The sequence below is a fragment of the Bacillus sp. KH172YL63 genome (assembly GCF_011398925.1).
In the GTDB taxonomy this organism is placed as follows: domain Bacteria; phylum Bacillota; class Bacilli; order Bacillales; family Bacillaceae_B; genus Rossellomorea.
In genome coordinates, this window is sequence record NZ_AP022842.1 from 2394549 (window position 1) to 2421441 (window position 26893).

The 26893-nt window shown below is 43.3% G+C and carries 26 protein-coding genes; 10 read left to right on the forward strand and 16 right to left on the reverse strand.

Translation table 11 applies throughout. The features are described 5' to 3' along the window. Positions 1–78 precede the first annotated feature (78 nt). Positions 79–429, reverse strand: a complete 351-nt coding sequence (locus KH172YL63_RS12145) for a DUF1033 family protein (protein ID WP_173106348.1) — start codon at positions 427–429, stop codon at positions 79–81. 255 nt (positions 430–684) lie between these two features. Between KH172YL63_RS12145 and KH172YL63_RS12150 the strand changes: the two genes are divergently transcribed. The 3 genes from KH172YL63_RS12150 to yidC all read left to right on the forward strand — a co-directional run bounded on the left by KH172YL63_RS12150 (position 685) and on the right by yidC (position 2411). Beyond that, positions 685–1140, forward strand: coding sequence for a cupredoxin domain-containing protein (locus KH172YL63_RS12150; RefSeq protein ID WP_173106349.1), 456 nt, complete (start codon positions 685–687; stop codon positions 1138–1140). A gap of 195 nt (positions 1141–1335) precedes the next feature. Then, entirely contained in the window at positions 1336–1617 is a 282-nt protein-coding gene (locus KH172YL63_RS12155) for a hypothetical protein (protein ID WP_173106350.1), read from the forward strand. A 32-nt stretch (positions 1618–1649) separates the two neighbouring features. Further along, positions 1650–2411, forward strand: coding sequence for a membrane protein insertase YidC (gene yidC / locus KH172YL63_RS12160; protein ID WP_442858729.1), 762 nt, complete (start codon positions 1650–1652; stop codon positions 2409–2411). Between the two features lie 80 nt (positions 2412–2491). Here yidC and KH172YL63_RS12165 read toward each other — a convergent pair whose 3' ends face one another. Further along, positions 2492–3670, reverse strand: a complete 1179-nt coding sequence (locus tag KH172YL63_RS12165; RefSeq protein WP_173106351.1) for a D-alanyl-D-alanine carboxypeptidase family protein — start codon at positions 3668–3670, stop codon at positions 2492–2494. A 478-nt stretch (positions 3671–4148) separates the two neighbouring features. Between KH172YL63_RS12165 and KH172YL63_RS12170 the strand changes: the two genes are divergently transcribed. Together KH172YL63_RS12170 and KH172YL63_RS12175 are read left to right on the forward strand one after the other, a co-directional pair. After that, positions 4149–4778 carry a 5-bromo-4-chloroindolyl phosphate hydrolysis family protein gene (locus KH172YL63_RS12170; RefSeq protein ID WP_173106352.1) on the forward strand — a complete coding sequence of 210 codons (630 nt, stop codon included), beginning with the start codon at positions 4149–4151 and terminating at the stop codon, positions 4776–4778. 17 nt (positions 4779–4795) lie between these two features. Next, on the forward strand, positions 4796–5935 hold the full coding sequence (locus KH172YL63_RS12175; protein ID WP_173106353.1) for a toxic anion resistance protein: 1140 nt from the start codon (positions 4796–4798) through the stop codon (positions 5933–5935). A gap of 130 nt (positions 5936–6065) precedes the next feature. Here the strand turns inward: KH172YL63_RS12175 and KH172YL63_RS12180 are convergent, their stop codons facing one another. The 6 genes from KH172YL63_RS12180 to KH172YL63_RS12205 all read right to left on the reverse strand — a co-directional run bounded on the left by KH172YL63_RS12180 (position 6066) and on the right by KH172YL63_RS12205 (position 12279). Further along, positions 6066–7640 carry a cation:proton antiporter gene (locus KH172YL63_RS12180; RefSeq protein WP_173106354.1) on the reverse strand — a complete coding sequence of 525 codons (1575 nt, stop codon included), beginning with the start codon at positions 7638–7640 and terminating at the stop codon, positions 6066–6068. 160 nt (positions 7641–7800) lie between these two features. After that, entirely contained in the window at positions 7801–7938 is a 138-nt protein-coding gene (locus tag KH172YL63_RS12185) for a hypothetical protein (protein ID WP_173106355.1), read from the reverse strand. A 221-nt stretch (positions 7939–8159) separates the two neighbouring features. Beyond that, the gene (locus KH172YL63_RS12190) at positions 8160–10079 is read right to left on the reverse strand and encodes a vWA domain-containing protein (RefSeq protein ID WP_173106356.1); all 1920 of its coding nucleotides are present in this window, start codon (positions 10077–10079) and stop codon (positions 8160–8162) included. Between the two features lie 10 nt (positions 10080–10089). Further along, positions 10090–10971, reverse strand: a complete 882-nt coding sequence (locus tag KH172YL63_RS12195; protein ID WP_173106357.1) for an ATP-binding protein — start codon at positions 10969–10971, stop codon at positions 10090–10092. A gap of 118 nt (positions 10972–11089) precedes the next feature. After that, the gene (locus tag KH172YL63_RS12200) at positions 11090–11995 is read right to left on the reverse strand and encodes a GNAT family N-acetyltransferase (protein ID WP_173106358.1); all 906 of its coding nucleotides are present in this window, start codon (positions 11993–11995) and stop codon (positions 11090–11092) included. Positions 11996–12075: 80 nt separating this feature from the next. After that, on the reverse strand, positions 12076–12279 hold the full coding sequence (locus KH172YL63_RS12205) for a DUF6501 family protein (protein ID WP_173106359.1): 204 nt from the start codon (positions 12277–12279) through the stop codon (positions 12076–12078). A 155-nt stretch (positions 12280–12434) separates the two neighbouring features. Between KH172YL63_RS12205 and KH172YL63_RS12210 the strand changes: the two genes are divergently transcribed. Further along, positions 12435–12641 carry a zinc ribbon domain-containing protein gene (locus KH172YL63_RS12210; protein WP_173106360.1) on the forward strand — a complete coding sequence of 69 codons (207 nt, stop codon included), beginning with the start codon at positions 12435–12437 and terminating at the stop codon, positions 12639–12641. A gap of 467 nt (positions 12642–13108) precedes the next feature. Beyond that, the gene (locus KH172YL63_RS12215) at positions 13109–13447 is read left to right on the forward strand and encodes a hypothetical protein (protein ID WP_173106361.1); all 339 of its coding nucleotides are present in this window, start codon (positions 13109–13111) and stop codon (positions 13445–13447) included. 29 nt (positions 13448–13476) lie between these two features. Here the strand turns inward: KH172YL63_RS12215 and KH172YL63_RS12220 are convergent, their stop codons facing one another. The 3 genes from KH172YL63_RS12220 to KH172YL63_RS12230 all read right to left on the reverse strand — a co-directional run bounded on the left by KH172YL63_RS12220 (position 13477) and on the right by KH172YL63_RS12230 (position 16976). Beyond that, a complete protein-coding gene (locus KH172YL63_RS12220; protein ID WP_173106362.1) occupies positions 13477–14094 on the reverse strand; it encodes a DedA family protein in 618 nt (205 codons plus the stop codon). A gap of 94 nt (positions 14095–14188) precedes the next feature. Continuing rightward, positions 14189–15058, reverse strand: a complete 870-nt coding sequence (locus KH172YL63_RS12225) for a gamma-glutamylcyclotransferase family protein (protein WP_232066010.1) — start codon at positions 15056–15058, stop codon at positions 14189–14191. Between the two features lie 286 nt (positions 15059–15344). Then, complete coding sequence (locus KH172YL63_RS12230) at positions 15345–16976, reverse strand: AMP-binding protein (RefSeq protein ID WP_173108160.1); 1632 nt, start codon at positions 16974–16976, stop codon at positions 15345–15347. A 382-nt stretch (positions 16977–17358) separates the two neighbouring features. On the opposite strand from KH172YL63_RS12230, the gene sda reads away from it, so the two are divergent. Beyond that, positions 17359–17493 carry a sporulation histidine kinase inhibitor Sda gene (gene sda / locus KH172YL63_RS12235; protein WP_044336757.1) on the forward strand — a complete coding sequence of 45 codons (135 nt, stop codon included), beginning with the start codon at positions 17359–17361 and terminating at the stop codon, positions 17491–17493. Positions 17494–17667: 174 nt separating this feature from the next. On the opposite strand, the gene KH172YL63_RS21740 is transcribed toward sda, so the two are convergent. The 3 genes from KH172YL63_RS21740 to KH172YL63_RS12245 all read right to left on the reverse strand — a co-directional run bounded on the left by KH172YL63_RS21740 (position 17668) and on the right by KH172YL63_RS12245 (position 22064). Beyond that, on the reverse strand, positions 17668–17796 hold the full coding sequence (locus KH172YL63_RS21740) for a hypothetical protein (RefSeq protein WP_269475148.1): 129 nt from the start codon (positions 17794–17796) through the stop codon (positions 17668–17670). A 169-nt stretch (positions 17797–17965) separates the two neighbouring features. Next, complete coding sequence (gene odhB / locus KH172YL63_RS12240; protein WP_173106364.1) at positions 17966–19198, reverse strand: 2-oxoglutarate dehydrogenase complex dihydrolipoyllysine-residue succinyltransferase; 1233 nt, start codon at positions 19196–19198, stop codon at positions 17966–17968. A gap of 19 nt (positions 19199–19217) precedes the next feature. Next, positions 19218–22064: a 2-oxoglutarate dehydrogenase E1 component gene (locus tag KH172YL63_RS12245; protein ID WP_173106365.1), complete on the reverse strand. Its 2847-nt coding sequence runs from the start codon at positions 22062–22064 to the stop codon at positions 19218–19220. Positions 22065–22593: 529 nt separating this feature from the next. On the opposite strand from KH172YL63_RS12245, the gene KH172YL63_RS12250 reads away from it, so the two are divergent. Further along, positions 22594–23115: an Hsp20/alpha crystallin family protein gene (locus tag KH172YL63_RS12250; protein ID WP_173106366.1), complete on the forward strand. Its 522-nt coding sequence runs from the start codon at positions 22594–22596 to the stop codon at positions 23113–23115. Positions 23116–23127: 12 nt separating this feature from the next. Here the strand turns inward: KH172YL63_RS12250 and KH172YL63_RS12255 are convergent, their stop codons facing one another. Both KH172YL63_RS12255 and KH172YL63_RS12260 read right to left on the reverse strand, forming a co-directional pair. Next, complete coding sequence (locus KH172YL63_RS12255; RefSeq protein ID WP_173106367.1) at positions 23128–24537, reverse strand: HAMP domain-containing sensor histidine kinase; 1410 nt, start codon at positions 24535–24537, stop codon at positions 23128–23130. After that, positions 24534–25214: a response regulator transcription factor gene (locus KH172YL63_RS12260; protein ID WP_173106368.1), complete on the reverse strand. Its 681-nt coding sequence runs from the start codon at positions 25212–25214 to the stop codon at positions 24534–24536. The genes KH172YL63_RS12255 and KH172YL63_RS12260 overlap by 4 nt, the downstream gene beginning before the upstream one ends. Positions 25215–25559: 345 nt before the next feature. Between KH172YL63_RS12260 and KH172YL63_RS12265 the strand changes: the two genes are divergently transcribed. Beyond that, positions 25560–26780, forward strand: coding sequence for an MFS transporter (locus KH172YL63_RS12265; RefSeq protein ID WP_173106369.1), 1221 nt, complete (start codon positions 25560–25562; stop codon positions 26778–26780). The last annotated feature ends 113 nt before the right edge of the window (positions 26781–26893 follow it).

The window sequence follows — 26893 nt, forward strand, 5'->3', positions numbered from 1 at the left end:
AAATCCGAACGAATGGGGTTTTCCTTGAAAATTTCCCAATTCGTTCGGATTTTTTTAACTGGAGCCAGCTATTTTCCCTCATACTTGGCCAACGGTTCTATTCACTTCAAGAATGATGTCTTCCTCATGGATGTCCATCGGCTTGTTTCCTTCAAAGATGACCAATCCGTGATAGAGCTGAAGGTCATCGTCACAAGCTTCACAAAAAGATATTTCCTCAGGATTCCAAAATGCAATGGTATTTTCACGTTTGCGCTTGGATTCCGGATATTGTCTCTTGAGTGCCTTCATTTCTTCCAAAAATGCATCGAGTGCTGCCTGCCTGCTTTCGAATTTCCGCTCAGAAACGATGTCACGCTCCCAACCTTCAAAAAACCACCATGGCTCCGCATCACTCTTTGTAGTCAGTACTGTCCAAGTCTGTTTCAATGCTTCACCCTCCTATCTTCCTGACCAAATTGTACAAAAAAATCAGTGGAAAGAAAAATATTTTAACCCTTCACCTATAAATGATTGACAAGATCGGCCCTGTACAAGCATAGGCTGAAGAAAAGACTATTTTTCTATACATCGTTGCATCACAAGCGAGAGGTGCTGGATTTCCCTTGTATAGGAGAGCCTTGCCCTTCTTTTCGCTTGATCAACATCCCGATATACTGACCGACATTCCGGGAGGGAAAATTCATGAATTTTATTGTACTCAAAAAAGGCTCCATCATTGCCATACTCGTTGCAGTGTTGATCATTACGGTCGGAACGCTGTGGTCACATTCTTCGAAGAACACTTATCCTACTGTCTCTTTGTCTGAGAAACCTGCCAAAAAGCAGGTTTTCGAGTTTGTGACCGGGGAATACTCATCCACATCCCCGACGGGAGAAAAAATCGAAGTCTACCGTTGGGATCCCGGGACGATCGTCGTGGAAAAGGGAATTGAGGTTGAACTTAGGATCCATGGTGTGAACGGGACCGAGCATCCGTTTTACATCGAAGGAACCGATGTAAAAGGCATCATCAAAAAAGGAAAAGAGACTGTTGTCACGGTGATTTTTCCTGAAGAAGGAACTTATCGGCTCATATGCGAAAGGCACGAAACCATCGAACAAAATGGTCCTATGATTGCTTATATTGTTGTTGACTGAATCATGCAGGTCCCCGTTATTGTAATATTATCGGGGACCTTTAAATTTTTTCAGCATGCAATGAAACCTTTTGTTCACAAAATCGTATAAAGTATTACCATGGATTCTCCAGGTGTTTAGCAGTATACTTGAAGGGTCATACCATGATTTACAATCTCCATATTACTACACGAACCATATAAGGAGTCATTTCCATTGTCTTTCATCTTACTACAAGATCTATTGGATCTTTATCTAAGTCCGATGTACATCAGCATGGTCCTTCTGTTTTTTATGGCATTGATATGGAATCAGCTCCCAGCCGGGTTTCAGATCTTTGCACATCCTCATGATGAAAAAATCGAAGGAACATCCTTACTCGTTAAGCATGTCACCAATCACGACCTGCCTCCTGTGAGGGTTTGGTTTACAACGTGCATGAAATGTCAATTCTATCATCATGATAATGATGAAGAAGCCTCCTCTATTCTTATCTAACCAGAAAGTATAGATACTGAGGAGGAAAAACATTGAAAAAAATATCATTCATATTCGCATTCATTTTAATGACCATGACGGGCTGTCAAAGCGCCACCACGGACGGCGCATTCTTTCATGACTATCTCGTGCAACCATTTTCATTCCTGATTCATGAAATCGGCACATTCCTTGGAGGTAACTTCGGAGTGGCCATCATCGTCATCACATTGCTCATCCGCCTCATCCTGCTCCCCTTTATGCTGAAAACGTATAAAAATCAGCAGGATATGAAAGGAAAAATGGCTCTGGTCAAACCTGAAATGACTGCCATCCAGAATAAAATGAAAGAAACAAAAGATAAAGAAGAACAAAAAAAGCTGCAGCAGGAACTGATGATGCTCTACCAAAAGCATGGCGTGAACCCACTGAATATGGGGTGTTTACCATTACTGATTCAAACGCCTATATTGATTGGATTGTATTATGCGATACGGTCATCATCAGAAATTGCGAGTCATTCCTTCCTGTGGTTCAACCTTGGGCAACCGGATCACATCATGGCAATCATTGCAGGGCTTGTGTACTTACTCCAGTCCCGGGTAACCTTGATGAATATGCCTGCTGAACAACAGGCACAGATGAAGATCATGGGCTTATTATCGCCGGTGATGATCTTTATCTTTTCACTGAACGCACCGGCTGCACTTCCTCTTTATTGGGCAGCGGGAGGAGCGTTCCTTATCGTTCAAACATTGATCGGCAAGACGCTTTATCAGGAAAAACCTTCGATTGGCAGGCAGGAAAGTCAATAACAATAAAAAAACCGAACCCATTCACCCATGAATGCGTTCGGTTTTTCATTATGTTCCATCAGACACTATGTTCAGAGCTTTTACTTGTCTATTGCTTTCTTTCGGAATCGTGTCAGTCCTGCTATCCCTAATAACATCATATAGATCATGAACGGATAATAGAGGATTTGCTGCTCCACGTCACTCCCGAATAATACACCCGAATGGTGACTGGAAGCCACTGCTTCCTTATGGTCTGCCGGTGACATTTTTTCCGGGATGAGGGTTGTCGTCAACATTTTTTGATGGTCTTCCCCCAACAGAGTCAGCATCCCATCTGGTCCTACCTCTTCTGTTATCTTCCCTGAAGCCGGCTGGGTATAGGGTAGATCTTCATGAAGTTCATAAAGAATGCCATCCCGATCGTAGACTGTCCCCTTTGGGATCACGCTCCGTACAAATCCGTTCAGCCCATAATCGAGGAGTTTCGTCGTGTCAGCATATATGGCCCGCTTTGATTGAGCACTCATCGTCACGACGACAACTGATAATTTTTCATTTTCAGCCGAAGTCACGAGTGTGTGCCTGGATTCATCAATGAATCCATTTTTCCCTCCGGTCACTTCTGGATACGGGATTTCCCCTTTCACCATTTTATGGTGATTATATAGGGTTGTATCCCAGCCTTCTGTCTTCCAATCAAGTGAACCGATGTCGAAAAGTGAACGGAACTGTTCATTTTTCAAAGCATAGCTCGTGATTTTGCCCATATCATGAGCTGTCGTATAGTGGTTTTTACCATACAGTCCATGGGGGTTCTCAAAGTGGGTATCACGGACCCCCACTTCTTCTTTCAGGAAGATATTGAGCTTTTCGACAAATTGCTGAACCGATTCTTCTGTATGCTCAGCGATGGCCACAGCAGCATCGTTTCCTGAATTGACCATCAATCCTTGAAGGAGCTGTTCCAATGAAAGTGTCTCACCTGCAGTCAAATAAACGGTGGATCCTTCAGTATTACTTGCTTTTTCACTGATCGTCACCTGCTCATCAAGCCCGCTATGCTCAATCGCATAAATTGCCGTTGCTATTTTGGTGATGCTTGCAGGATTCATCCGCTTTGACGGATTTTTTGCATACAGGACGCTGCCTGTATCCGAATCTATGATAATAGCCGAGTCGCTGTAAAGGTTTTTTGGCTTTTGAATCGTATTTGCTTGTACTGATGCACTGGCTGCAGTGAACCAAAGGCAAGCCAGCACGAAAAATATCCTTTTCATTTATCCACACACCTGTCTTGTCATTATCGACTTACTAACCCATTCTACCAAAAATCCTCCCCCCTTAATCAACGCTTCGACAATTGTTAAGAAATTGAAAGAATGATGTCAATTAATGACAGGTGAGTATCTGCAAATACTGACTATGTAAAGATTGTGGCATCTTCCGCTCCAATCAACGAACGAAGTTAAAAACCAAAAATTCACTGGATTAACTGCTTATTCACCTTTTGAATAGTAGTGTCAAGTAATTCCAGTACATTACGCTTGATTCATTGCTATGGCAATTTTTTATTCCGAAGTCTCAAGTTACCGTATTTGCTATTAATAACAACAAACAATGCGAAAACAGCCAAACAATTTACCTTACATCGTTTCCATTTTCCGTCTGTTTCCACTAAAATGAAGGTATAGGTATGAAACCTTTCGAATAATCAATCGTATGTATAGTAAGCATCTTTCATAAGGGGTAGATGAAATGAATACATTTCTGCAATTCATGTTACGATCGGTCATCGGATTCAGTATGGGGACCAGCAGTTTTATCGCCTACTTACTCCTCTTCGACCTGGGATTCCCGCTGACACTTCTTGCAAGTATCGGGACGGGTTTATTCTTTTACATCACGGTAAAAGCGGTCCAGAAGAAATGGTGGCTTGGTAAAAACGGTCTCTCTTCAAAGGAATTCCGGTATATTAATAGAAATTTAAAAGAAGCGAAAGAAAAAGTGAAGCGGCTTCAACGTCAGCAATTGAAGGTCCGTTCACTCGGTGCTTTTAAACAGATCCTTGAAATCAACCGGCTGAGCAGAAGAATATATGTCCTTGTCAAAAAAGAACCGAAACGCTTTTTTTCGGCAGAGTCGTTTTTCTTCTACCATTTGGATTCGGTTGTCGAGATCACGGAAAAGTACACGTTTCTTGCATCACAACCTGGAAAAAACAAAGAGGCGTTCCTTTCTCTCCAACAAACCCGTACGACGTTGGATGATCTGACAGATTCATTAGAAAAAGATCTGCATAAAGTTTTGGCGAATGATATGGATACGCTGCAATTTGAACTGAACTTCGCGAATCAACATCTTTCTCACAAAAAAGACTTAAAATAGATTTCGGAGGTAATATCATGGAACAACGCAATGAACAATCAGAATTGGATCTGCTCCTTTCAAATCCGTTCGGTGATGAAGTCCCTGCCGTCAGTGAAGGAACGAAATCGCCCCTGCTCCTCGACCGGTTACCCAAGGAACAGCAGGAAAAAGCAAGGCAGCTAGCCGAGCAAATCGACTATAAAGACTATGAGGCCATCTTGAAATACGGTACAGCTGCCCAAACACAGCTGTCCACCTTCTCCCATTCCATGCTTGATCATGTCCAAAAAAGAGATATCGGCCCGATCGGTGATGTGCTGGGGGACTTGATGAAAAAGCTTGAGCAGATGAATCCCGATGATCTTCAGTCTAAACAAAAAGGGGTATTCAAAAAGCTCTTTCGCAAAGTTTCTTCCTCATTGCAGGAAGTATTGTCAAAATATCAAAAAATCGGATCGCAAATCGACCGGATCTCTGTCAGGTTAGAGCATTCAAAGAAAACCCTTCTTGATGACAACCGCCTGCTTGAAACCCTGTATGAGAAGAATAAAGACTATTTCCAGGCCCTTAATATGTACATCGCTGCAGCTGAGCTGAAGCGGGAAGAAATCCAGCACACGCTTCTCCCCTCTTTGCGAAAGAAGGCGGAAGAAACCGATGATGAATTGATCTACCAGGAAGTCAACGACACGATGCAGTTCCTTGACAGGCTGGATAAGCGGATCCATGACTTGAAATTAAGCAGGCAAATGACAATTCAATCTGCCCCACAGATTCGTTTGATTCAAAATACGAACCAGGCACTGGCAGAAAAAATCCAAGCCTCTGTCCTGACTGCCATTCCTTTATGGAAGAACCAAATAGCGATTGCCCTCACCCTTCTCAATCAACAGAAGGCTGTAGCGGCGCAGAAACAGGTATCCCGTACAACAAATGAGCTGCTTCTGAAAAACTCGGAAATGCTCAAAACGAACAGCATAGAAACCGCAAAAGAAAACGAACGTGGCATCATCGACATTGATACATTGAAGAAGACCCAGGAAAACCTTATTACGACAATCGAAGAAACATTGGCGATACAGGCAGAAGGCCGCCAGAAACGTCAACAGGCCGAACAGGAAATGGTCACAATGGAACAGGATTTAAAACAAAAGCTGATTGAAATCAGAAAATAAATAGGTTATAAAGAGGCTCGTTCAAGGGAGCTTCCGCAAAAAAAAGAAAAATCCGAACGAGTGAAGAAATCTGACTCGTTCGGATTTTTCTCTGCCTTAAGGATTTCATCTGCCTTCAGTTTGCAAATCCTTATTTTCCTTCATTATGGACGATGCTGTTTGTAATGGCATCGTACTCCTTTTCTGCTATGGAACTGGAGATGATTTCTTCTTTCTCCAATTTAGTGATGGCTTCGTATTCTGCATACAGAGCGTGCTTCCTCAATGTAGAAATTTGATCTGCTTTTAGCTCAGGATTGCGTTCAAATAAATCATCCAATTGGGCTTTCAGCATATCAATTCTTTTCTTGTACGTATCAATAAGATCGTTGGACACGGGATCGGTAATATAAAGCTTCTGCTTTACCCGGTGTATTTCAGAAATCGCAGTTTCATACCTGTGAAGCTGACTTAACAGCTTCTCAAATTCTTCATGCCCCTCTTCCTTCGGCTTGACACCCAATACATTGATCAACGGCTTGATTGTCAATCCTTGTACAACAAGGCTGAATAACACTACGCTGAATGCAAGCACCAACACATCTTCCCGCCCGGGGAAATCCCTTGGTAAACTGAGTACAAGGGCAATCGACAGGGACCCTTTCAATCCGCCCCAGTTGAGGATATGCTTCCAAAGATGTGGGAAATTCCCGATCAAAGACAAGCTTGTGTAGACGGCTATACTTCTTGCCACCACAACAAGAAGGATCGCCGCAAAAATATACGGCCACTTCTCAATAAGATCGATTCTCGTTATTTCTAGACCGACCATCAAGAATACCAGTGAATTGGCAAGTAGGGCAGCAACATCCCAAAAGCTATTGATATTCAGCTTCGTTGTTGGACTCATGCCGATCTTGCCGCCAAAATTCCCAAAGATCAAGGCCGCGATGACAACCGCAATGACCCCTGAAGCATGAACACTTTCGGCAAGCAGGAAAGACCCGTAAAACAGGATGACGCTGAAGATGATCTCAAGCGGATAATCATCGAAGTACTTCGTTAGTATTGAAAAGCCGTAACCCAGTGATCCACCAATGATCACCCCTAACGAAACAACCCGGATGAACTCCCAAATGCCGCTCCCCAATCCAGCCCAACCGGCATCTATGTATGAGACAAGGTAAAATGCTGAAATATTAAATAATACAACTGCAAGACCGTCATTGAATAAGCTTTCTCCTTCAATGACAACGGCGAGGCGTTTCTTGACCCCGACACTCTTGAATATGCTCAAGACACTGACAGGGTCCGTCGCACTCATAAGCGCACCAAATACGAAGGCGGCCGGAATGGAAAAGTCAAAGAAATAATAAGCAGAAAATCCTATGATCAAAAACGAGATCAGTGTCCCGCCAAAGGCAAGGGCAAGGATAGGCTCCTTATTCTCCCGCAGGTGCGAGTAAGGGAGCTTTAATGCAGCTTCGCCTAATAGTGCAGGAAGGAATAATGTGATGATGACAAAATTAAACACTTCCCCTTCAGTAATGAAATCCTTTAATGGCCCCAATACAGGGATATTAAATAATCCAATCAGTGCACCTACAATGACGAGGGCAATCGGGTACGGCTGTTTGAATTTCTTGGCGACCGCTGTGATCCCGGCTGCGATCATCACTAAAAATAGACCCAGTTCAAAAATATGGTGCATATCCAACTCATGCATGCCTGTCAATTCCTCCCTTATGTGCTGGTTTCAATCATTTCTGTTTACTTACTAACCTTCCCCTACAAGGGCTCGAAGAAACAGAAAAAAATGACTTTTATTATTCAAAAGTCATTCTACTTCATTATACAATTTTTACCTCTGCTTACAAACCTTATCATCATTTGAGATGTACATACCAGGTAGTCCACCAGTATTTTTTCTTATATGGCCTCCCTCTCCACCCTTCTTGATTGATGCACCGATTCAACGTATGATATTCGATGATCCCGACGTGTAAATCAGATTGATTTGTCATCGTCCCCATCCCCTTTTATTTGGCTAACCTCAGTATATAAGAACTGCTTTCCTGCCGGATCGGGAGTATGGATGATTTCTGCTCAATCTTGGGGATGAATGGTTTTCCGGCTTTTGGATGGATGAGTGTCATTCTTTTCCATTAAAAAAATCCGAATTCAACCGACACTAATTCACAATGTCGATTGAAGATCCGGATTTACATGTTGCTAACACGAAAAATCAGATGCTTTTATACAGCAATTTTCTCAGTAGTGGAAACAGCACTTCGGGAAGTTCTTCTACATCCGATACCAGAATGCTGTAGTTTCCATAAATGTTTTGAATCGTCTTTCGTTGACCTTCGTCGATTTCTCCGTTTGCCAGAAAGACGTTGATCACTTCGATCCCTTGTTTTCTAGCGTCGAGGACTGCTTCGTGGGTATCGACGATTCCATTTTGTTCGTATTCCATCGCTGCAGGCTCTCCGTCTGAGAAGACGAGCAGGAACTTTTGTTTTTCATTCCGTCTCAGTATCCTTTCCGTCATTAAACGGATTGCAAATCCGTCACGGTTGTCTTCCTCAGGCTGAAGTTGCATAATTTCTGACCCGCTGTTCGGCTTCAAGGATGAGTAGAAATCCAGGACAGGGTTGAGATAATTTGGCTGACTTGTTTTCGTCGCCCGGTTCGTATCCTCCCAAAACCCTACTACTTCGTGTGGGACACGGACGGATTTTAATGATTCATGAAACAGGGTGATCCCAAGCTTTGTTTGATCCATTTTATCAAACATGGATCCAGAGCAATCCACCAACAGGGAGAAAACTGCGTCAATTTCAGAAGAAGGATTTTGCTTTTTATAGAACAGACGCGGATTGTCGTCAGTAAGGAATCTCAGAAGCTTTTTATTCAGCCTCCCAACATGCAGATCCGTTCTCGGTTGGATCCTTTTATGTTCCAACGTCTTTTCAATCATCTTCTGCAGCTTTTTCTGATAAGGTGCAATCATCCCTTTATATTGGGTGTACATATTCTTTTCATTTGCAGTGGGAATGGAAGGGGTAAGGAAATGAGCGACCGCAAATCGATTGTCTTTTCCATACTGCCCTTCCCCACCTGCAGGTTCATCCTTTTCCTGTTCCTGGGCTTTGACATTTTGATACTGCTCACGGTCTGATTCCTTGGCAGCGCCTTGAACCATTGCCAATGCCTGATCTCCGTCATCGCCTTCACGGACTCCTTCTCCCATGAGGTCAGATTGAGATCCCTGATCGAGATCAAATTGAAGGAAGGATTCCCCTTTTTCCTCTGATTCCCTGTGCCAGGTGCGGAATTCTTCATCAAACACTTCTTCTTCACCAGTACTCTCTTTCTCAAGAACATCCTGATTTGCAAGAGGGTCTTTCCTTTTCAGGTCTTCAAACGTATCACCAAGGGGCTCTTCTTCTTCATAAACATCTTCAGGTAAATGGAAATACTCATTGAGCATGTCTCTTCGGACGATCTCATCCACTACTTCCACGATTTCCAGACAAACCCCTACCACATCCTGGGTCGACCGGGTCTCGAAAAACCGGGTGATCTGTCGATGGATGAACGGCATCGCCAAATCAATTTCTTCGTTTATGTTTACCGGCTCCTCCAGTGGAGATTGTGCATGAAGCAATAGAAAAATTGAATTGAAGAGGGCATCTGTAAACACACTCTTGGTCAAATTCACCTTAAGCTGGGCTTCAAAGTGTTGCCGGTATAATTTCCTCCGGGTGTCAAACGGTTTCTTTGTGCCAGGACGCTTCGATTTACAGATTTCTTCCAATCGGGTTTCTTCACCGATAACAAAAAGCTGCTTTGCAAATTTCGGAACAGAGGTCCGTTTCACTCGATCGATATAATCGAGCACAGCCTCGGTCTCCGTTTCATGGTAATTCCCTATGGTTCTTAAATAAATATCACTTTTTAGACCGTGGACCTCTTCTTCTTTCCTTCTGTGATCCCAAAAATGACTCACATAGACTGCTTCCCCTTTGAAATCCAGGTAGGAGAAAGGTCCGTACTTCAACTCCATATCCCCGTTCTTTGTCAGGGTTTTCGTCAAATCGGCCATTTCCATCACTAAAAATGAGTCGACGGTTTCATCATTGAATTGAATAAAACGATGCATGGTTAATCCCTCATTCAAATAAGGTTTCTGCAATATTTAGGATGGCTGCTTTTTCACGTTCATCTTCAAGTTTATCCACGATCCCTCGTTGAATCGCACGCGTTGCCGGGAGATAGACAGCCAGATCACATGCATCAAGGAGCGCCCGAATCGAAGCGGCTTCTTCTGATATCTGTCCATTTTTCACTTGGACAAGTAAATCAGACGACAAAGCCACAAACTGTCTAATCAGCTTGGAGTCGGAAAGCTGGCTTTGATTTTCAATGACTGTCTTTAACGTTTCCCCTTCAATATAAGGGACGTCAATCACGACAAATCGGTTCTTCAATGCTTCATTGAGCGGGACGGTCCCGACATAGCCTTCATTGATGGCCGCCACCACACCAAATGTCGGAGCAGCCTTGATGACTTCCCCGGTAAACGGGTTGGTGATGCTTCTGCGATAATCCAATACCCCGTTTAGAATCGGCAGTGTTTCAGGCTTCGCCATATTGATTTCATCGATATATAACAGATGACCTTTCTTCATTGCTTGTATGACTGGTCCTTCAATGAATTCAATCGTACTTTTCCCTTCTTTTTCACTGATCGTTTTATACCCCAATAATGCTTCTGCATCAAGGTCGACAGAACAGTTGATGCTGTGCATCGGTTGAGAAAAAATTGAGGACAATGTGTCGGATAGCTTGGTTTTTCCAGATCCGGTCGGTCCTTTTAGGAGAAGATTTTTTCCGATCGACAAGGAGATGATACTGTCTTCGATGATATGATCTTCACTCGCCGTATAACCTCCTTCTCCGATCATGGAAGCGTACGTGCTCCCGGAAAATTGCTGCTTTCTTTCATTTATTATAGCCGTTACCGATTTCGGTAATTGATTTTCCACATTCATCATTTGACATCCTTTCCATTTCACATACTAGTCATTCTACATGTAATAGGGCTTACACTGCAAAGGGTCTGTTCCATTTCTCTATATTAATGAAAAAGACACCCTGTTCGGGTGCCTTCTACACGTTCAAATCATACCTGGTATATCCCCGGTACACGTACATACCGGCTTTTTGATACACAATCGTCGCTTCTGTCGGACTGCTGCTGTCCACTGCGAGGGCTGCAGTTGTCATCCCGTAATCCTTTAAAGTCTGAAAGGCTTGATGGAGCAAGTCATGGGCCAACCCGTTTCTTCGCCAATTTCTGCGAATTCCGATATGGGTGATTTCCCCCAATTTTGTTTCTTCATTAACCGCAGAAAAGGCAAATCCGACCAAGGTATCGCCCTTCCATAAAAGGTACCATAGATTCGGATCAAACGCCGGTGTTTGAAATCGCTTCTTAAAGTCTTGAAGAGTTGAAGGATGATAATCAAAGTGGTCAGAAAATACTTCCTCAAACGCTTCATGGAGCTTTTCCGTATCAGAGGCAGGTTGAAAGCTTGAAATGCGGTAAACAGCCGGCAAGGTTGGATCGGGTAAGCTTCCGAGTTCTTTTTTCATTTGGAACCAGTAGCGGGCAGGTGTGAAACCGCATGTTTCAAATGACCGCTTCTCTACTTCAATGTTTGCGGACAGGATGATGATCAAATCCCCCTGGCCATCCTTTTTTTTCGCCTTGGCTGATGAAATCAACTCATTTAACAGCATCGTGATATACTGACCCATCTTCTCATTGGGTTCCGCGATGACCAGCGCAGGAAGACGATGATCTTTCACAGTCAGGATGGAAGCGGCTGAAAGGTCCCCATTTTGAAACAGGCCGATCCGATCTGTTTCAGGAATGCCGTTTAGCATGTTCCGGATTTCATCTTCACCCGTCTGAATTTCTCCAAACACTGATGATTCATATCGATTGAACAATTCAATCATAGCAGGCAAATCACGTATTGTGATGACTCTTTTACTGATTCCAACCAACATTATTCTCCTCCATTTGTTTGCTGTACAATGGTATAAAAAAAGCTGATTTCTTCATTCAAGAGAAGAAATCAGCAGTGGCATTATACTTCTTCAAAGTATTCTTTGTAGAAGCCGCCCATCTTTCCACTTTCATCGATCACGAAGTAATAATCTTCAGATTCATTCTTCACTTCGTATTCTTTGCCGATGGTAAGGACATTCTCCACCGTGTATTTTTTTGCATCTGTATGTACACACTTAATTTTCTTTCCAGTTTTGCTTTCGGTCCAATTTTGATGGATCATTTCAACAACCTCCTTAGTGAATAGAACTATGCTACTAGTATATTCCTCGAGCGCCATTAGTTCAACCACATTTGTATGTCCATGGTTAGATGAAACTTTCCCACCCCTTCATTCGTATATATATATGGAAATGATGAAAAGGAGTGGTATATAGGATGAAGCATGATAAAGGGTGTATGAAATGTGGTGGAACCGAAGCCGGCACGAAGGATATTTCCACATCCGGTACCGGCCTGTCCAAGATGTTTGATGTACAGCACAACCAATTTACCGTTGTCTACTGCAAAAATTGCGGCTATTGTGAGCTATACAATAAACAGAGCTCAACCGCTTCAAACATTCTGGATCTGTTCTTGGGATAAGGCTCTTTTCGCATAGGTTGTTCCTATTATTAGACGTTAATGTGAGCATCTTCGGTAATTTGAGACAGAGAATAAAAAATGCCATAGCAATGAATCGAGTGCAATATACTTGATTGACGTTGATCACTACTATTCAGAAGATGAATAAGTAGTTAATCCAATGTATTTTTGGTAGTTATCTTCGATGGTTGATTGGAGCGGAAGATGCTCGACTCCTGCGGGAACTGATGGACAGGTGAGACCCCGCAGGACGAAGTCCGAGGAGGCTCACCGCCATCCCCGCGGAAAGCGAGCATCTGCAGCGGAAATCAACCGCATCTCGCTTGTCTAAAAGCCACAATGTGTACGAACACAGCCTAGGATTAACAATTTGTGAAGATTGGGAGAAAATTGTCTTTTTTTCAATTATTTTGTCACACCACCCTGTATATATGGTATATTATAGGAGGTTAAGGGGTGGAAATGAAATGGAAACAGCTAAATATTTACACAGATTGGGCATGTTCCTCACAGCCCTACTGATTATTTACATGTGTTCACACCGTCCGAGTGAAGCCGAGTTTTATTCCTGGCTCCTGGATAAATACCATATAGAGTGCCATGACTCCATCACCTGCACGAAGGTTGATGAAGGTCACTCCTATACAACGATGATTGAGACCGGTTCTAATATTAAAAATGGTTATCTGCTTTTCAACACAATCGGAAAAATTTACGAAGATGAACACGGTACCCGAACAACCGTGAAAGCGATGGGGATGTTTGGTAAATATTTCACCATCATCGTGGATGAACAAGAGAAATAGACTGTCGTTGGCACACAGCTTCCGGCAGTCTATTTTCTTGCTCTTACCTTTTTCCACCATGGCACAAACCGCTTCTTCCTTACAGTGAGTACAATGGCTGTACTGAGAAGGAAAACGGCACTGAGTGCGGCTGCCTTCAGGTTGAAATCAGATAACATCCTGTGAAAGCTTCCAGGGAAAAAACGTCCTATTTGAAAATAAATAAGAGCCCAAATGAACGCCGAAGGTAATGCATAGAGAAGGTATTTCCAAAGAGATATGGCCTTGGAAGCCCCTGCGATATAAGGGATGAATAACCGGACGCCGGGAATGAAATAACTGAAAGATATCGCAACGGCTCCATATCTGTTAATCCATGCTTCACCACTTCCAATGAGGCTTGTTGACTTTTTCCCTTTCATAAACCGGGAGACGAGCTTAGTACCGAAAAAACGGCCATTTACGAACGCGAAGATCCCGTAGCTCATTAAACCGCTGTAGAGGAAGAAAAAAGAAGTATACGTATCAAAATGTCTCCATTCCGACAGATAACCTGCCAGCGCCGCCGCTAATTCATTCGGCACCGGTAAACCGAAGAATACCATCCAGCTGAACAGAAACATGGCTGCATAGCCGAATTGATCAACCAGTCCCAGTAAAAGATCCATGCTACACCCCATTTCTCAACAGAAACGATTACTCCCCTTATAGTCTCTGTAAATACCCTTCCCTCTTAACTTGAAAACAACTGATCTCTTTCTATCAAGAAAGCAGGTCTCTCACCTGTGTTTCGGTCATGCCGATGTCGATCAATTGCTGCTGTAGCTTTTGATGATAGGCTTGGCTGACATGTGGCATGCTCCCCCTTAGTATTTCCCTTGCATAGTGTTCAGGTGGGCAGACCTCTTCTACCTTGTGCTTCACAATAAAAGTCAAAACGTCCCTGTAAACTTTATGACCAATGGTAATATCAACAAAAGCAGGTCTGTACCAGCCAGGTGTAACCCCTTCCCTCGTAAACAAGTATTCTACTGCCTGCTGAGGGACGTCATAGACCACCCCTTCCATTTTTCCTCCATCTTCTATGATGTCCCCCCTTCCGCCATCATGGACTTTGAAAAGGTATTTCATCGAGTAACCTTCCAACTCACCTGCACCAAGGCAGTTCGTGAAAAGATGATCTACACGGGCCAATTTGAAACGGTCATCGTCCATGCAGGATCCATAGGCAAAATACAGCGTCCTCTCAGGCATCCTCTGTAGATATTGATGGACCTTCCAGTCTCCTGAAGGAATTTCTGTCTGACAAAGTGCCTCGCTTCCCGTTTCATATACAAAAGCTTCGATCAGCCCTTCATCGGTTGAGATCTGCTTTGTCTTGCGGATATATAAATTTTCTTCCCTTCCTTCGAGATATCCTTCAAGTTCGTCTAAAGAGGGAAGAATGTCCGGGGTAATCCGATAAATTTCCCCGTAAATGGTTCCTTTTCCTTCTTTCAATACGGGATAGCCCTTCCCTGAATCAAAGAGTATGCCTTCTGTCCACGCCTGCTCTTTAACGGGTTCAGCTTCCTTTAGTAAATGATGGTTCTTTTCGTTCCTTCTTAACGTTCCATACACAAATACATACACAAAATGACCCCTTCTCATACCTTTATATGTTGATAACTTGTATTTATATCAATCTTGCATTCTTCTATTTTATCAAAACCTCTCTGAAATTTCAGTCATTTGTCCCGATTTCCGCTCGTCCTCTCATTAGTCAGCAGTGAAGCTCATTTCCCTTCATGCAATCTTCCTGATCATTCAAGACTTGTAAAACAAAAAACCGAATGAATTCGACCCTCATAAAAGGACGTCGAATATCATTCGGTTTTTTCATCACCTAAGGATCACCTTTCAGGAAAACGGTTACATTTTACCGGTTGCTCGCAGCCTCTTTTGCCTGTTCCCTTAACCGGAATTTTTGTATCTTACCTGATGCGGTCATTGGATATGAATCAGTGAATTCTATATATCTTGGGATTTTATGACGGGAAATCTTCCCCGTGCAATATTCCCTGATCTCTTCCGGTGAAGCACTCTGACCTTCCTTTAATATGATCCAGGCCATCACTTCTTCACCGTACACTTCATCAGGGATGCCGATAACCTGGACATCCAATACTTTAGGATGGGAATATAGAAATTCTTCTATTTCTCTAGGGTAAATATTTTCACCGCCCCGAATGATCATATCCTTCAGCCTGCCTGTGATCCGGCAATAACCGTGTTCATCCATGACTGCAAGATCGCCCGTATGCAGCCATCCATCATCATCAATCGCTTGTCTCGTTGCTTCCTCGTTCTTATAATATCCTTTCATGACGTGATAGCCCCGTGTGCATAATTCTCCCTGGACACCATATGGCACCTCACGATCTGTACCAGGTTCCACTATCTTGACCTCTACATTTGGTAATGCTCTCCCGACTGTTTCCACCTTCAATTCAATCGGGTCATGGGTCCGGGTCTGGGTGATGACAGGGGAGGATTCGGTCTGTCCATAGGCAATTGTGATTTCATCTGCCCCCATCTTCTCCATTACACCTTTCATCACTTCGATCGGGCAATTGCTTCCCGCCATGATCCCGGTACGTAAATGGGAGAGGTCAAATTGATCGAAGTCAGGGAGATTCAATTCTGAAATAAACATGGTCGGCACCCCGTGAAGACCTGTACATTTCTCATCCTGTACGGTCTGAAGCACGTTCCTCGGTTCGAATTCCTGTAAAGGCACCATCGTCGCCCCGACAGAGACACATGCAAGGACACCCAATACACAGCCGAAGCAATGGAAGAATGGAACCGGGATGCATAAACGGTCTACATTTGTGAGACGCATACATTCGGCAATGTTATAACCGTTGTTCACGATATTGGAATGGGTGAGCATGACACCCTTGGGGAAACCGGTTGTGCCGGACGTATACTGCATGTTGATGACATCATCCGGTGAAAGACTTGACAGCCTTGCATCCAGCTCCTTCTCGCTGACATTCCTTCCCCTTGCAATGATTTCAGCCCAGCTATATGTACCCGGAAATGATTTTTCACCAAGGACGATGACATTTTTTAAATTAGGAAGCTTTTCGCTCTTTAATTCCCCTGGTTTGGATGACTTTAATTCGGGGCAGATTTCATACAGCATGTCTATATATGAGGCACCTCTGAATTCCTCCATTAAAATGATTGTACTGCTGTCCGACTGTTTGAGCAGATACTCAAGTTCAGCGGTCCGATAATTTGTATTCACGGTCACAAGGACCGCCCCCATTTTACCTGTGGAGAATTGGCTGACGAGCCATTCAGGTGTATTTGAAGCCCAAATTGCGATATGGTCCCCTTTTTGGATGCCAAGATCCATCAACCCTTTTGCAGCTTGCCTGCACAAATCATTAAATTCATGATAGGACCATCTAAGGGCCCTGTCAGCATAAACAACTGCCTCCACTTCCGGCTGACTCTTCGCTTTGTCTTCCAGAAGCTTCCCTACAGTCGTGTACAACATTTCTGACAAAAGACATTCCCCCTTTTTCAATCTTCCTGGACACGAAACTTAATGGTGATAAAGTACATTGTGTTTTTAGTCCCTTATGGAAGTATATTATCACAAAAGTTAAAATTTTCAAACTTATTAAAAGGGATTCCTCTGTTATTTTAGTGATCGGATAGGAAGGTTTTCAATGTAAGGACGAAATTGTCCTAAACAAGCCCAACTACATTATTTAGACAAATTTCATGCAATCTAAACCTTTTTTCAGCAAAATAACAAAAAATCCAACTTAAGAAGGAATTTTTCAAAATCCTCTTTTCAAAAGACGGATTTCTATGTAGAATAAATAGAAAATATAGAAAATTCTATATTTTATACATTTCCTAGGAGGTTGGTCATGAAAATCTTAAGTAATGAACAGTTGGTGGCAGCTTATCGTGATGCTGAGAAACAAGGGAATGATCAAGACTGGATTTTGCTTCTTAAGAAAGAAATTCGTAACCGAGGATTAAAGCCTTTTAGGAAATCATGACAATGATAACTAGGTAAATTGGAAGAACGATCTCGCCCCCCTGAGATCCTTATCTTTGGCAGACTCATAACTGTGAGTCTGTCATTTTTTTTCTTCATTCTCGTTGTATTGAGGGGAACTTCACTTGATGAATTCACTTCAGCCTGACGGGCCAAGGAGTCCCCCTTCACTCCTTCAATACTTCTTTTTTTCTTTTAATCCATGATATTCCTCGATTTGTTTGTATTGTTCGTCATCGAGTATTCCTATTTTATGAAACAAATAGGAATACTGAATCACTTTTTTTGAGTTGTGTGCTTTCATCTTTCCCACCCTTTCTCTTCGTCCTTAAGTTTCCTTAAGTAAACTTTATTTTAGTTATCCATATTTTATGTTAAGAGTAAAAATTCGTGAAAAAAAAGCTGATCCACCATCCAAAATTGGATGTATGAATCAGCTGAACATTCATCTATTCTTGTCATTCAGAGGTGGCTTAACCTTCAAGAAGCAAGTCTTCAGGATTTTCAAGTAAATCTTTTACCATGGCAAGGAAACCGACAGCCTCTTTACCATCAATGATTCTATGGTCATATGATAATGCGATATACATCATTGGACGATTTTCCATCGTATCCTTATCAATTGCCACAGGGCGAAGCTGGATTTTGTGCATGCCCAGGATTCCGACTTGCGGTCCGTTCAGAATCGGAGTGGATAAGAGAGAACCGAATACACCGCCGTTTGTAATCGTGAATGAACCTCCTTGCAGATCTCCAAGGGACAGTTTGTTGTTTCTCGCCTTCGTGGCAAGCTCCATGATTTCCCCTTCGATTTCTGCGAAATTCTTCCGCTCACAATCACGTACAACAGGTACAACCAATCCATCATCGGTCGATACTGCTACACCGACATCATAAAACTTCTTAAGGACGATTTCATCTCCATCGATTTCTGCATTCACATATGGGTATTTCTTAAGGGCAGCTACGACCGCTTTTGTAAAGAAGCTCATGAAACCAAGTCGTACATCGTGGTCTTCAAAGAATTTATCCTTTTTGCGTTTACGGAGCTCCATTACTTTACTCATATCGATTTCGTTGAATGTTGTCAGCATCGCTGCCGTTTGTTGAACCTCGACTAAGCGTTTCGCAATCGTTTGACGACGGCGGGACATTTTCTCACGTACTACTGGCTTTCCATCATCTTTCTTAGCAGGGGCCTTCTTTTCTTCTAAAGCAGGTTTAGAAGGGGCTTCAGCCGGTTTATTTCCATAAGCTTCAATATCCTGTTTGCGCACCCGGCCCAGTGGGTCAGTCGGTACCTCCGACAGGTCGATACCTTTTTCACGTGCAAGCTTACGGGCTGCAGGTGAAGCGATCGGACGATTTTTCTTATCCTCTTTCGAAGGAGCTTCATCTTTCACTTCCGGTTGTGAAGCTTCCTCAGTCTTCTGCTCTTCCTTTTCTGGTTGAGCAGGTGCTTTTGCTTCTCCGCCTGCACCGACAATTGCAATGACCTGTCCGACTTCGACAGTATCTCCTTCACCGGCTTTAAGCTCCTGAATCGTACCTGCTTCTTCAGAGATCACTTCCACATTTACTTTGTCAGTTTCAAGCTCGACGATATATTCGCCTTTTTCCACATAATCCCCAGGCTGTTTAAGCCATTGTGCAATTGTACCTTCTGTAATAGATTCTGCTAATTCTGGAACTTTAATTTCTGCCACTGTGATGTCCTCCTCTTTCTTATCGGGTTAACGCTTCGTTTATGATTCGTGATTGTTCTTTTTTGTGTACGGTCGGTTCACCTTCTGAAGGGCTTGAACGTCTCCGTCTGCCAACATAATTCACTTCGACACCATTTGGCGCAATGGAGCGTAAACGGGACTCCACAAACGTCCATGCTCCCATATTCTTAGGCTCTTCCTGGATCCATACAAGTTCTTTCAAGTTTGGATATCTTTCCAGGATGGTTGAAATATCCCCGTTCGGGAACGGATAGATTTCTTCGACCCGAAGGATGTGCAGCCAATCTTTATCATCAAGACCCTGGAGTTTTTCTTCGAGGTCAATGGCAATCTTCCCGCTGCACAATATGATTCGTTCAACGGCTGACTGATCTTCCCCAAGTCCTTTTTGTTCCAGTACAGAATGGAATTCCCCGTTGGCAAGTTCTTCAGCCGTAACTGCTGCAAACTGGTTTCGGAGCAGACTCTTTGGCGTCATGATGACAAGCGGGCGTACTTCTTCCTTCTGCAGGATCGCAGCTTGGCGTCTTAAGATATGGAAGTACTGTCCTGCTGTAGAACAATTGGCAACCGTCCAGTTGTACTCACCGCCCAGTTGAAGGAAACGCTCTAAACGTGCACTTGAATGTTCCGGTCCCTGACCTTCATATCCGTGAGGCAAAAGCATGACCAATCCTGTCTTTTGTCCCCATTTCGCACGGCCGGCCGAGATGAACTGGTCAAACATCACCTGAGCCATATTGGAAAAGTCACCAAATTGGGCTTCCCACAGTACCAGTGTTTCAGGTGCAAAGACATTGTATCCGTATTCGTATCCGACGACCGCCGTTTCGGTTAACGGGCTGTTAAGGACCACAAATGACGCATGGCTGTCGTCCAGATTGTGTAATGGAATGTATTCTTCACCGGTTTTTTCATCATGGAGAACAAGGTGTCGCTGAGCGAACGTTCCACGCTCAGAATCTTGTCCTGCCAGGCGGATTGGTGTACCATCTTTCAAGATAGATGCAAACGCAAGCGTTTCTGCATGCGCCCAGTCAATCTTGCCTTTGCCTTCGAATACCTGGCTTCTTCTCTGAAGGATGCGTTCTAACTTCTTGAACACATTGAATCCTTCCGGCCATTGAAGAAGTTCATCATTCAAACCTTTCAGCTTATTGATTTCAACGCTAGTATTGATTTCAGGCAGGCCATTGGCCACATATTCAGGCGGGGCCATAACAGTATCAGGATCTTCGTCTTTAGACGGGACCTTCTCATAGGCCGATTTTAATTCAGCTTCTATGTCTGCATCCATTTTATCCACTTCTGCTTGTGAAATAATTCCTTCTGACACCAACCTGTCTGCATACTGTTTTTTCACATTTGGATGGTTTTGGATGACTGAATACATCAATGGGTTTGTCACCATTGGTTCATCCATTTCATTGTGACCGAATCTGCGATAACCGATTAAGTCAATCACAAAGTCTTTTCCGAATGTTTTACGATATTCATAGGCAAGAACTGCAGCAGCAAGACATGCTTCAGGATCATCTGCGTTCACATGGACAATCGGTACCTCAAATCCTTTTGCCGTGTCAGATGCATACTTCGTTGAACGTGAATCACGGCTTTCAGTTGTGAACCCGATCATATTATTCGCGATCAGGTGAATGGAACCACCGGTCGTATATCCGCGTAATTGACTCATATTCAGTGTTTCGGCAACGACACCTTGACCCGGGAACGCTGCATCCCCATGAATCATGATAGCGTAGGAGGATTCTGGAGTTTGGACAGGATAGCCATTTTCTTCTCTTACTTCCTGTGCAGCACGTGTGTAACCTGCCACAATCGGACTGACTACTTCCAGATGGCTCGGGTTATTGGCAAGGGTCACACGGGCTCTTGCTGTTGGCGATTGCTGCGGAGCGATTTCACGATCTGCCCCAAGGTGGTACTTCACATCGCCTGTCCACCCGAAAGTGATGCCGATAGAGCCTTCTGAAGGAATAAGATCTTTGCTCGGTGCATGCTGGAACTCAGCAAAAATCATTTCATACGGCTTTCCGATGACATGGGCAAGGACGTTTAAGCGGCCCCTGTGTGCCATGCCGATATTCACCGTTTTCGCACCGGTTTCAACCGAGTAACGGATCATTTCATCCAGCAATGGAACCATCGTATCCAAGCCTTCAATAGAGAAGCGTTTTTGACCTACAAAAGTACGGTGAACATACTTCTCAAATCCATCCACCTGCGCAAGCCGTTTATACAAAGCCAATTTCTTATCTTTTGTCAGAGGGGTAAAGTAAGATTCCGACTCAATCTTCTCCCTTAACCAATTCTTCTCTTCCAGCTCATGAACGTGAGCATATTCAAAAGCTAATTTATTCGTATAGACCTGTCTTAAGTGTTGAATTGCCTGAAGTCCATCCTTAATGTGTGAGGGTGCGTTCGGACAAAGGAAATCGACAGGGATCTGCTTTAAATCCTCTTCAGTCAGATTGAATTCAGAAAGCTCAATCCTTCTTGTATCTTTATTTCGGTCATTTAAGGGATTAATATCCGCAGCCAAGTGACCATATGTACGAATATTATCTGCCAATTTCACCGCAGCCACCATTTTGCTCAGAGCAGTGGGCTGTTCAGGTAATGTAAAGGATGAGTCTCCGTGCTGGGCACTTGCAATGACCTTCACATCCTCAACTGTAGGAGGACCCCATTGTTCGAATAATTCTTTCATATCAGGATCCACGCCTGTTGGATCCTCAAGGAATTGTTCGTATACCTCCATTACATAGCCAAGATTGGGGCCGTAGAACGATTGCCATGGTTCCCCTTTTGCCGATTGTTTTTTCATCGTGAAAAACCTCCAACTATTTTGCCAGTTAGTATAATTTGGGTATCATGTATTCTTGCATCGATTAAAATAGGTTTCATTATGCAAGAATAGTAATTTTTACTACATAAAAACGCTTACAAGGACATTTTATCACTGTGAAGTAGTAAGATAAAGTCTTTATGACAAATTTCTTAAAATTTTGTTTTTCGGGATTTGTCTGTCGATATTACTTATATTCCCATAATAAAATGCAAGAAAACCTTTTAGTAAATAGACTATTCTGAAATAATATTTTATTAAGCGCTTTCTCGTCCACCCTCTTGTAGCCCTCCTACGAGGGTACTTTTTTCATAAACCATCTTACTACTGTTACCTAAAAAAACCAAATATTTTTTGCTGATTTGTTGGTTTTTTTCTGGAATGGCATTTTTGTAGAGTGATAGGAAGGCTGGGTTCAAGTTCCCGATATGAACTTAACGCCCAGTCACTGCATAGGATAGAACAACAGCCGGTATGATCCTATATTGTGAGAAGTGAGGTGGTTCACATGTTCCCATGGAGTTTATTCCCTTTCAACAAAGACATGAAAGATCAAATGAACCAAATGAATCCAAAGGAAATGGATACCTATATCCAAGGCATGATGAAAAAAATGTTCCCGGGCGGATGGGAAAGTATGTTAAATCCGAATGACATGATGAATGGGGCCCAAACGTTCGCAAGCCCAATGGGGATGATGGGGAATCAAGGTCAGAAACCTCAGCGGAACGAAGCTTCTTCTTCATCTCCAAACGTACCGACGACTCTGTTTGAAACGTTCGAAGATGTATATATCCGTTTTCAGGTCCCGGATGAAGAATGGATGAAATCCTTGAAGATTTTCCATACGTCGAATCAGGCCATCATTGAGAACATACCGGGCAGTGAAGAGCGTCAGGTGATCACACTCCCCTGCCTTGTGAAGAAAAAAGGGGCGGTTGCCCAGTACAAAGATGGGATCTTAGAATTGAAAATACCTAAGAGCATTGATATGCAGTACACAGAAATAGACGTCTCAGAAAAGTACTGAGACGTCTTCATGTTAGTGGACAGAACGAAGGGAAAGTCTGATGATGGTCCCTTCCGGGTGATTCCTGGACGCAGTGATACGGCCATTATAATTTTGTACAAGCTTGGAAGCGATGGCAAGTCCCAACCCATATCCGCCTTTTTCCCGGCTTCTGGCTTTATCGACACGGTAAAAACGGTCGAAGATCTTAGGGATGTCTTCTTCAGGAATGCCAATCCCTTCATCCTTGACCTCGATTATCACGCCATCTTCATGCTGAACAAGGAGGACTTCGGTCGTCGAGTACTGGTCTGAATACTTCACCGCATTATCCAATAGAATGATCATGATCTGTTCCAGATGCCTCGGCATGATACATACGACTGCTTCCTCCTTCAATTCATCCCTCCAAATGAAGGTATGGTCTTTATGGAGGAACCTGAAGTCCCTGATCACCTTATCCACCACCTGCTGTACATTTGCGCTGGCGTTCTCAAGGTCGAAAGTTTCCCTGTCGGCCCTTGAAAGCTCTAACAACTCTCCCACAAGCCTTTTAACACGTTCAAGCTCTTCTAATGAAACCTCCAGCGATTCCTCAAGGATCGTCGGATCTTTCTTGCCCCATCTGTTCAGCAGGGCAAGATGTCCTTCCAGCACCTGAATCGGCGTTCTCAGCTCATGGGAGGCATCCTCCACAAATTGCTGCTGCTGCTGAAAGGACTTCTCAATCTGACTCATCATTTTATTGAAAATTTGGGATAGCTCACTGATTTCATCATGAGCCTTTACGATTTCAACTCTCTCATGGAACCCTTTCCGTTCAATCGATCTCATCGTTTCAGAGAGCTTATTCAAAGGCCTTACAAACCTTTTTGCCATGTAGTAGCCTACAACGGCACTGATCAACAATGCAAGTACCCCTGTGAGTGTCATCATCCAGAAGAGATTCTTCATGATCTTTTCATATCGGTTAAGAGGCTGGATGATCTCTACGTACCCGTTGAAATGGCTTGACCTGATCGGGGAGTTGCCTATGAGCATTCTCTTCCCCTCCGTCTCAATCAACGTCACCGATTTTTCTCTGACAGGCTGGAAAGGCACATAAAAGGAAGATTCATTTTCACCCCTGATTTCCAACACCTGATTTCCTTGTCGGTCCAATATCCGGATGGTCTGGTCTTTTTCTGCGATTTGTTTCATCAAGTCCCGGCTGTCATATATATCCTGCAATTGGATATTCGGACCTCTTTGTTTAAAGAAGACGGTGATTTCATCCAGGACACGTCCGAAGTTATTCTCTTCCTCATCAAGCATCCATTTGCTGATGGCGTGGTATTGAAAAAAACTGAATAGAAAAAATGCCAGGAATATCGCTGAACCTGCAGCAAAAGCCCACTTCACCTTGAGGGAAGAAGGCTTGAAGCGATCGATGAATGCTTTCATGTCCTCATCACATATCCTGTTCCACGTACAGTCTGGATATAGCTCTCTTCATCAGGTGCATCGATCTTATTCCGCAAATATCTCACATACACATCCACTACGTTCGTTTCAACTTCTGTGTCATATCCCCAAACCTTATTCAATAGGACTTCCCGGGTCAAGACGATATTCAGGTTCTCCAAAAAGGCAATCAAAAGGTCATATTCCCTCTTCGTTACTTCTATTTCCTGCTCGTGTTTAAACACTTGCCTGGATTCTTTGTGAACGACAAGGTCCCGATATTGAAAGGAAGTCTGCCCTGAACCTGCTTCTTCATTTATGCCCCTTCTGAACACTGCCCTGAGTCTCGCCAACAGTTCTTCGATCGCGAAAGGCTTGACAATATAATCATCCGCCCCGCTGTCAAGTCCTGATACCCTGTCCATTACGCTGTCTCTGGCCGTTATCATCAGAATCGGGGTGTTTTTAAGCTGACGGATCCTCCTGCACACTTCCAGTCCATTCAAACCCGGCAGCATCAGGTCCAGGAGGATGATGTCCCACTCCCCGTTCAAGGCTTTCTCCAATCCTTCTCTTCCATCATAAGAAAGCCCCACATCATATCCTTCATACTTCAATTCCAATTCAATGAATCTGGAAAGGTTTTTTTCATCTTCTATGACTAAAATCCTTTTCATTCAATCACCTGCTCCAACGCTTAGTACCTATTATTTTAGTTTACTTTTATTGAAAATAAAATCATTAAGGGCGTGAAATATTTCGACCCCCTGATAGGTCATCAAGGTAATGGCCGTAAAACTGAAAAATAAAACAGGAATAATGCGAATCCACATGGTTTCAACCTCCCTTTTTCATTTACTTCATTTTCCTCTTCTTTCATTAAAAGAACATGAGAATCGGGTGAGTTTTTATTAAGAGATTATTTGTTTACATAATAATATTATTGATGAGTAAATTTTGCGTATGAAAAGAATCGCTTGGAGGGAAATTATCTTGGAAGATTAAAGAACGAGGTGCACTCAATGGACAGCAGCAAGAAACGATCAGATTTATTTGCCCTTTCATCCATTCCGTTGGTAATGACCCTGGGGAATTCCATGTTGATACCGGTACTCCCACAATTACAGAAAGAACTTCATATTTCCGGGTTTCAATCAAGCCTCATCATTACCGTTTATTCCATTTTCGCGATCCTCTGCATACCGATGGCGGGATTCTTATCAGATCGTTATGGACGAAAAGCGATTTTGATCCCAAGCTTGCTCATCGCCGGGATAGGGGGGCTCATTTGTGGATTTGCTTCAATCATTGGGTCTCATACTTTTTTATTCGTTCTATTGGGAAGGGTCATTCAGGGAATCGGTGCAGCAGGTGCATTTCCTGTGGTGATCCCGACCGTGGGTGACTTGTATGAGGACGATAATCAAATCACCAAGGGACTGGGACTGATTGAAACGTCCAATACGTTCGGTAAAGTCCTGAGCCCGATTATTGGCGCAATCCTTGCTGCATGGATCTGGTTCGTCCCCTTCTTCTCGATACCGGTCTTGACATCCCTGTCTATCTTGATGATCATCCTATTTGTCAAAGTGCCCCCTAAAAATAGGGAGGAACATAAACAAAGCATCAGGGAATTTGTACATGAAGTAAGAATCGTCCTTGGAAGGGAAAAAAATTGGATTGTCTCCATCTTTGCGATCGGCATGATTTCCATGTTCGTCTTATTTGGTTTCCTCTATCATCTTTCCACCAGATTAGAAACGGCATATGCCATTGGAGGGATATTAAAAGGTTTGTATTTGGCCATCCCACTTCTCTTTCTATGCATGACCTCTTATATTACGGGGAAAATGATTGGAAAAAACAAAGAAAAAATGAAGTGGGTAATCGTATTCGGGGCACTCATCTCTTCAATTGCTTTCATCCCATTTCTTTTCAATGAAGGAAAATGGGTCATGATTTTATTGTTGTCCGTTGCCGGGATCGGTCTCGGGGCTCTATTACCTTGCCTGGATGCCCTCATTACCGAAGGCATCGACAAAGAACACAGGGGGACGATCACGTCGATTTATAGTTCTATGCGCTTCACCGGGGTTGCGTTAGGACCGCCTGTCATCGCCCTGATGGCCCCGGTCCCCATCTTCATCACATTCATCATCCTCGGCCTATTTGCGGCACTGTCCGGAATGTTTTTCATTAAATTCCCTGCTTCCATCTCTCATCCCGAGCCAGCGAAAAAATAAAAAAAACATTATACGAAAAAGAAGCAGGGGCATTCTGCTTCTTTTTCGTTTTCCATACGATTTCTGGAGCATGTTTAACTTACAGCATAATGAGGTAGATATATCCATACACA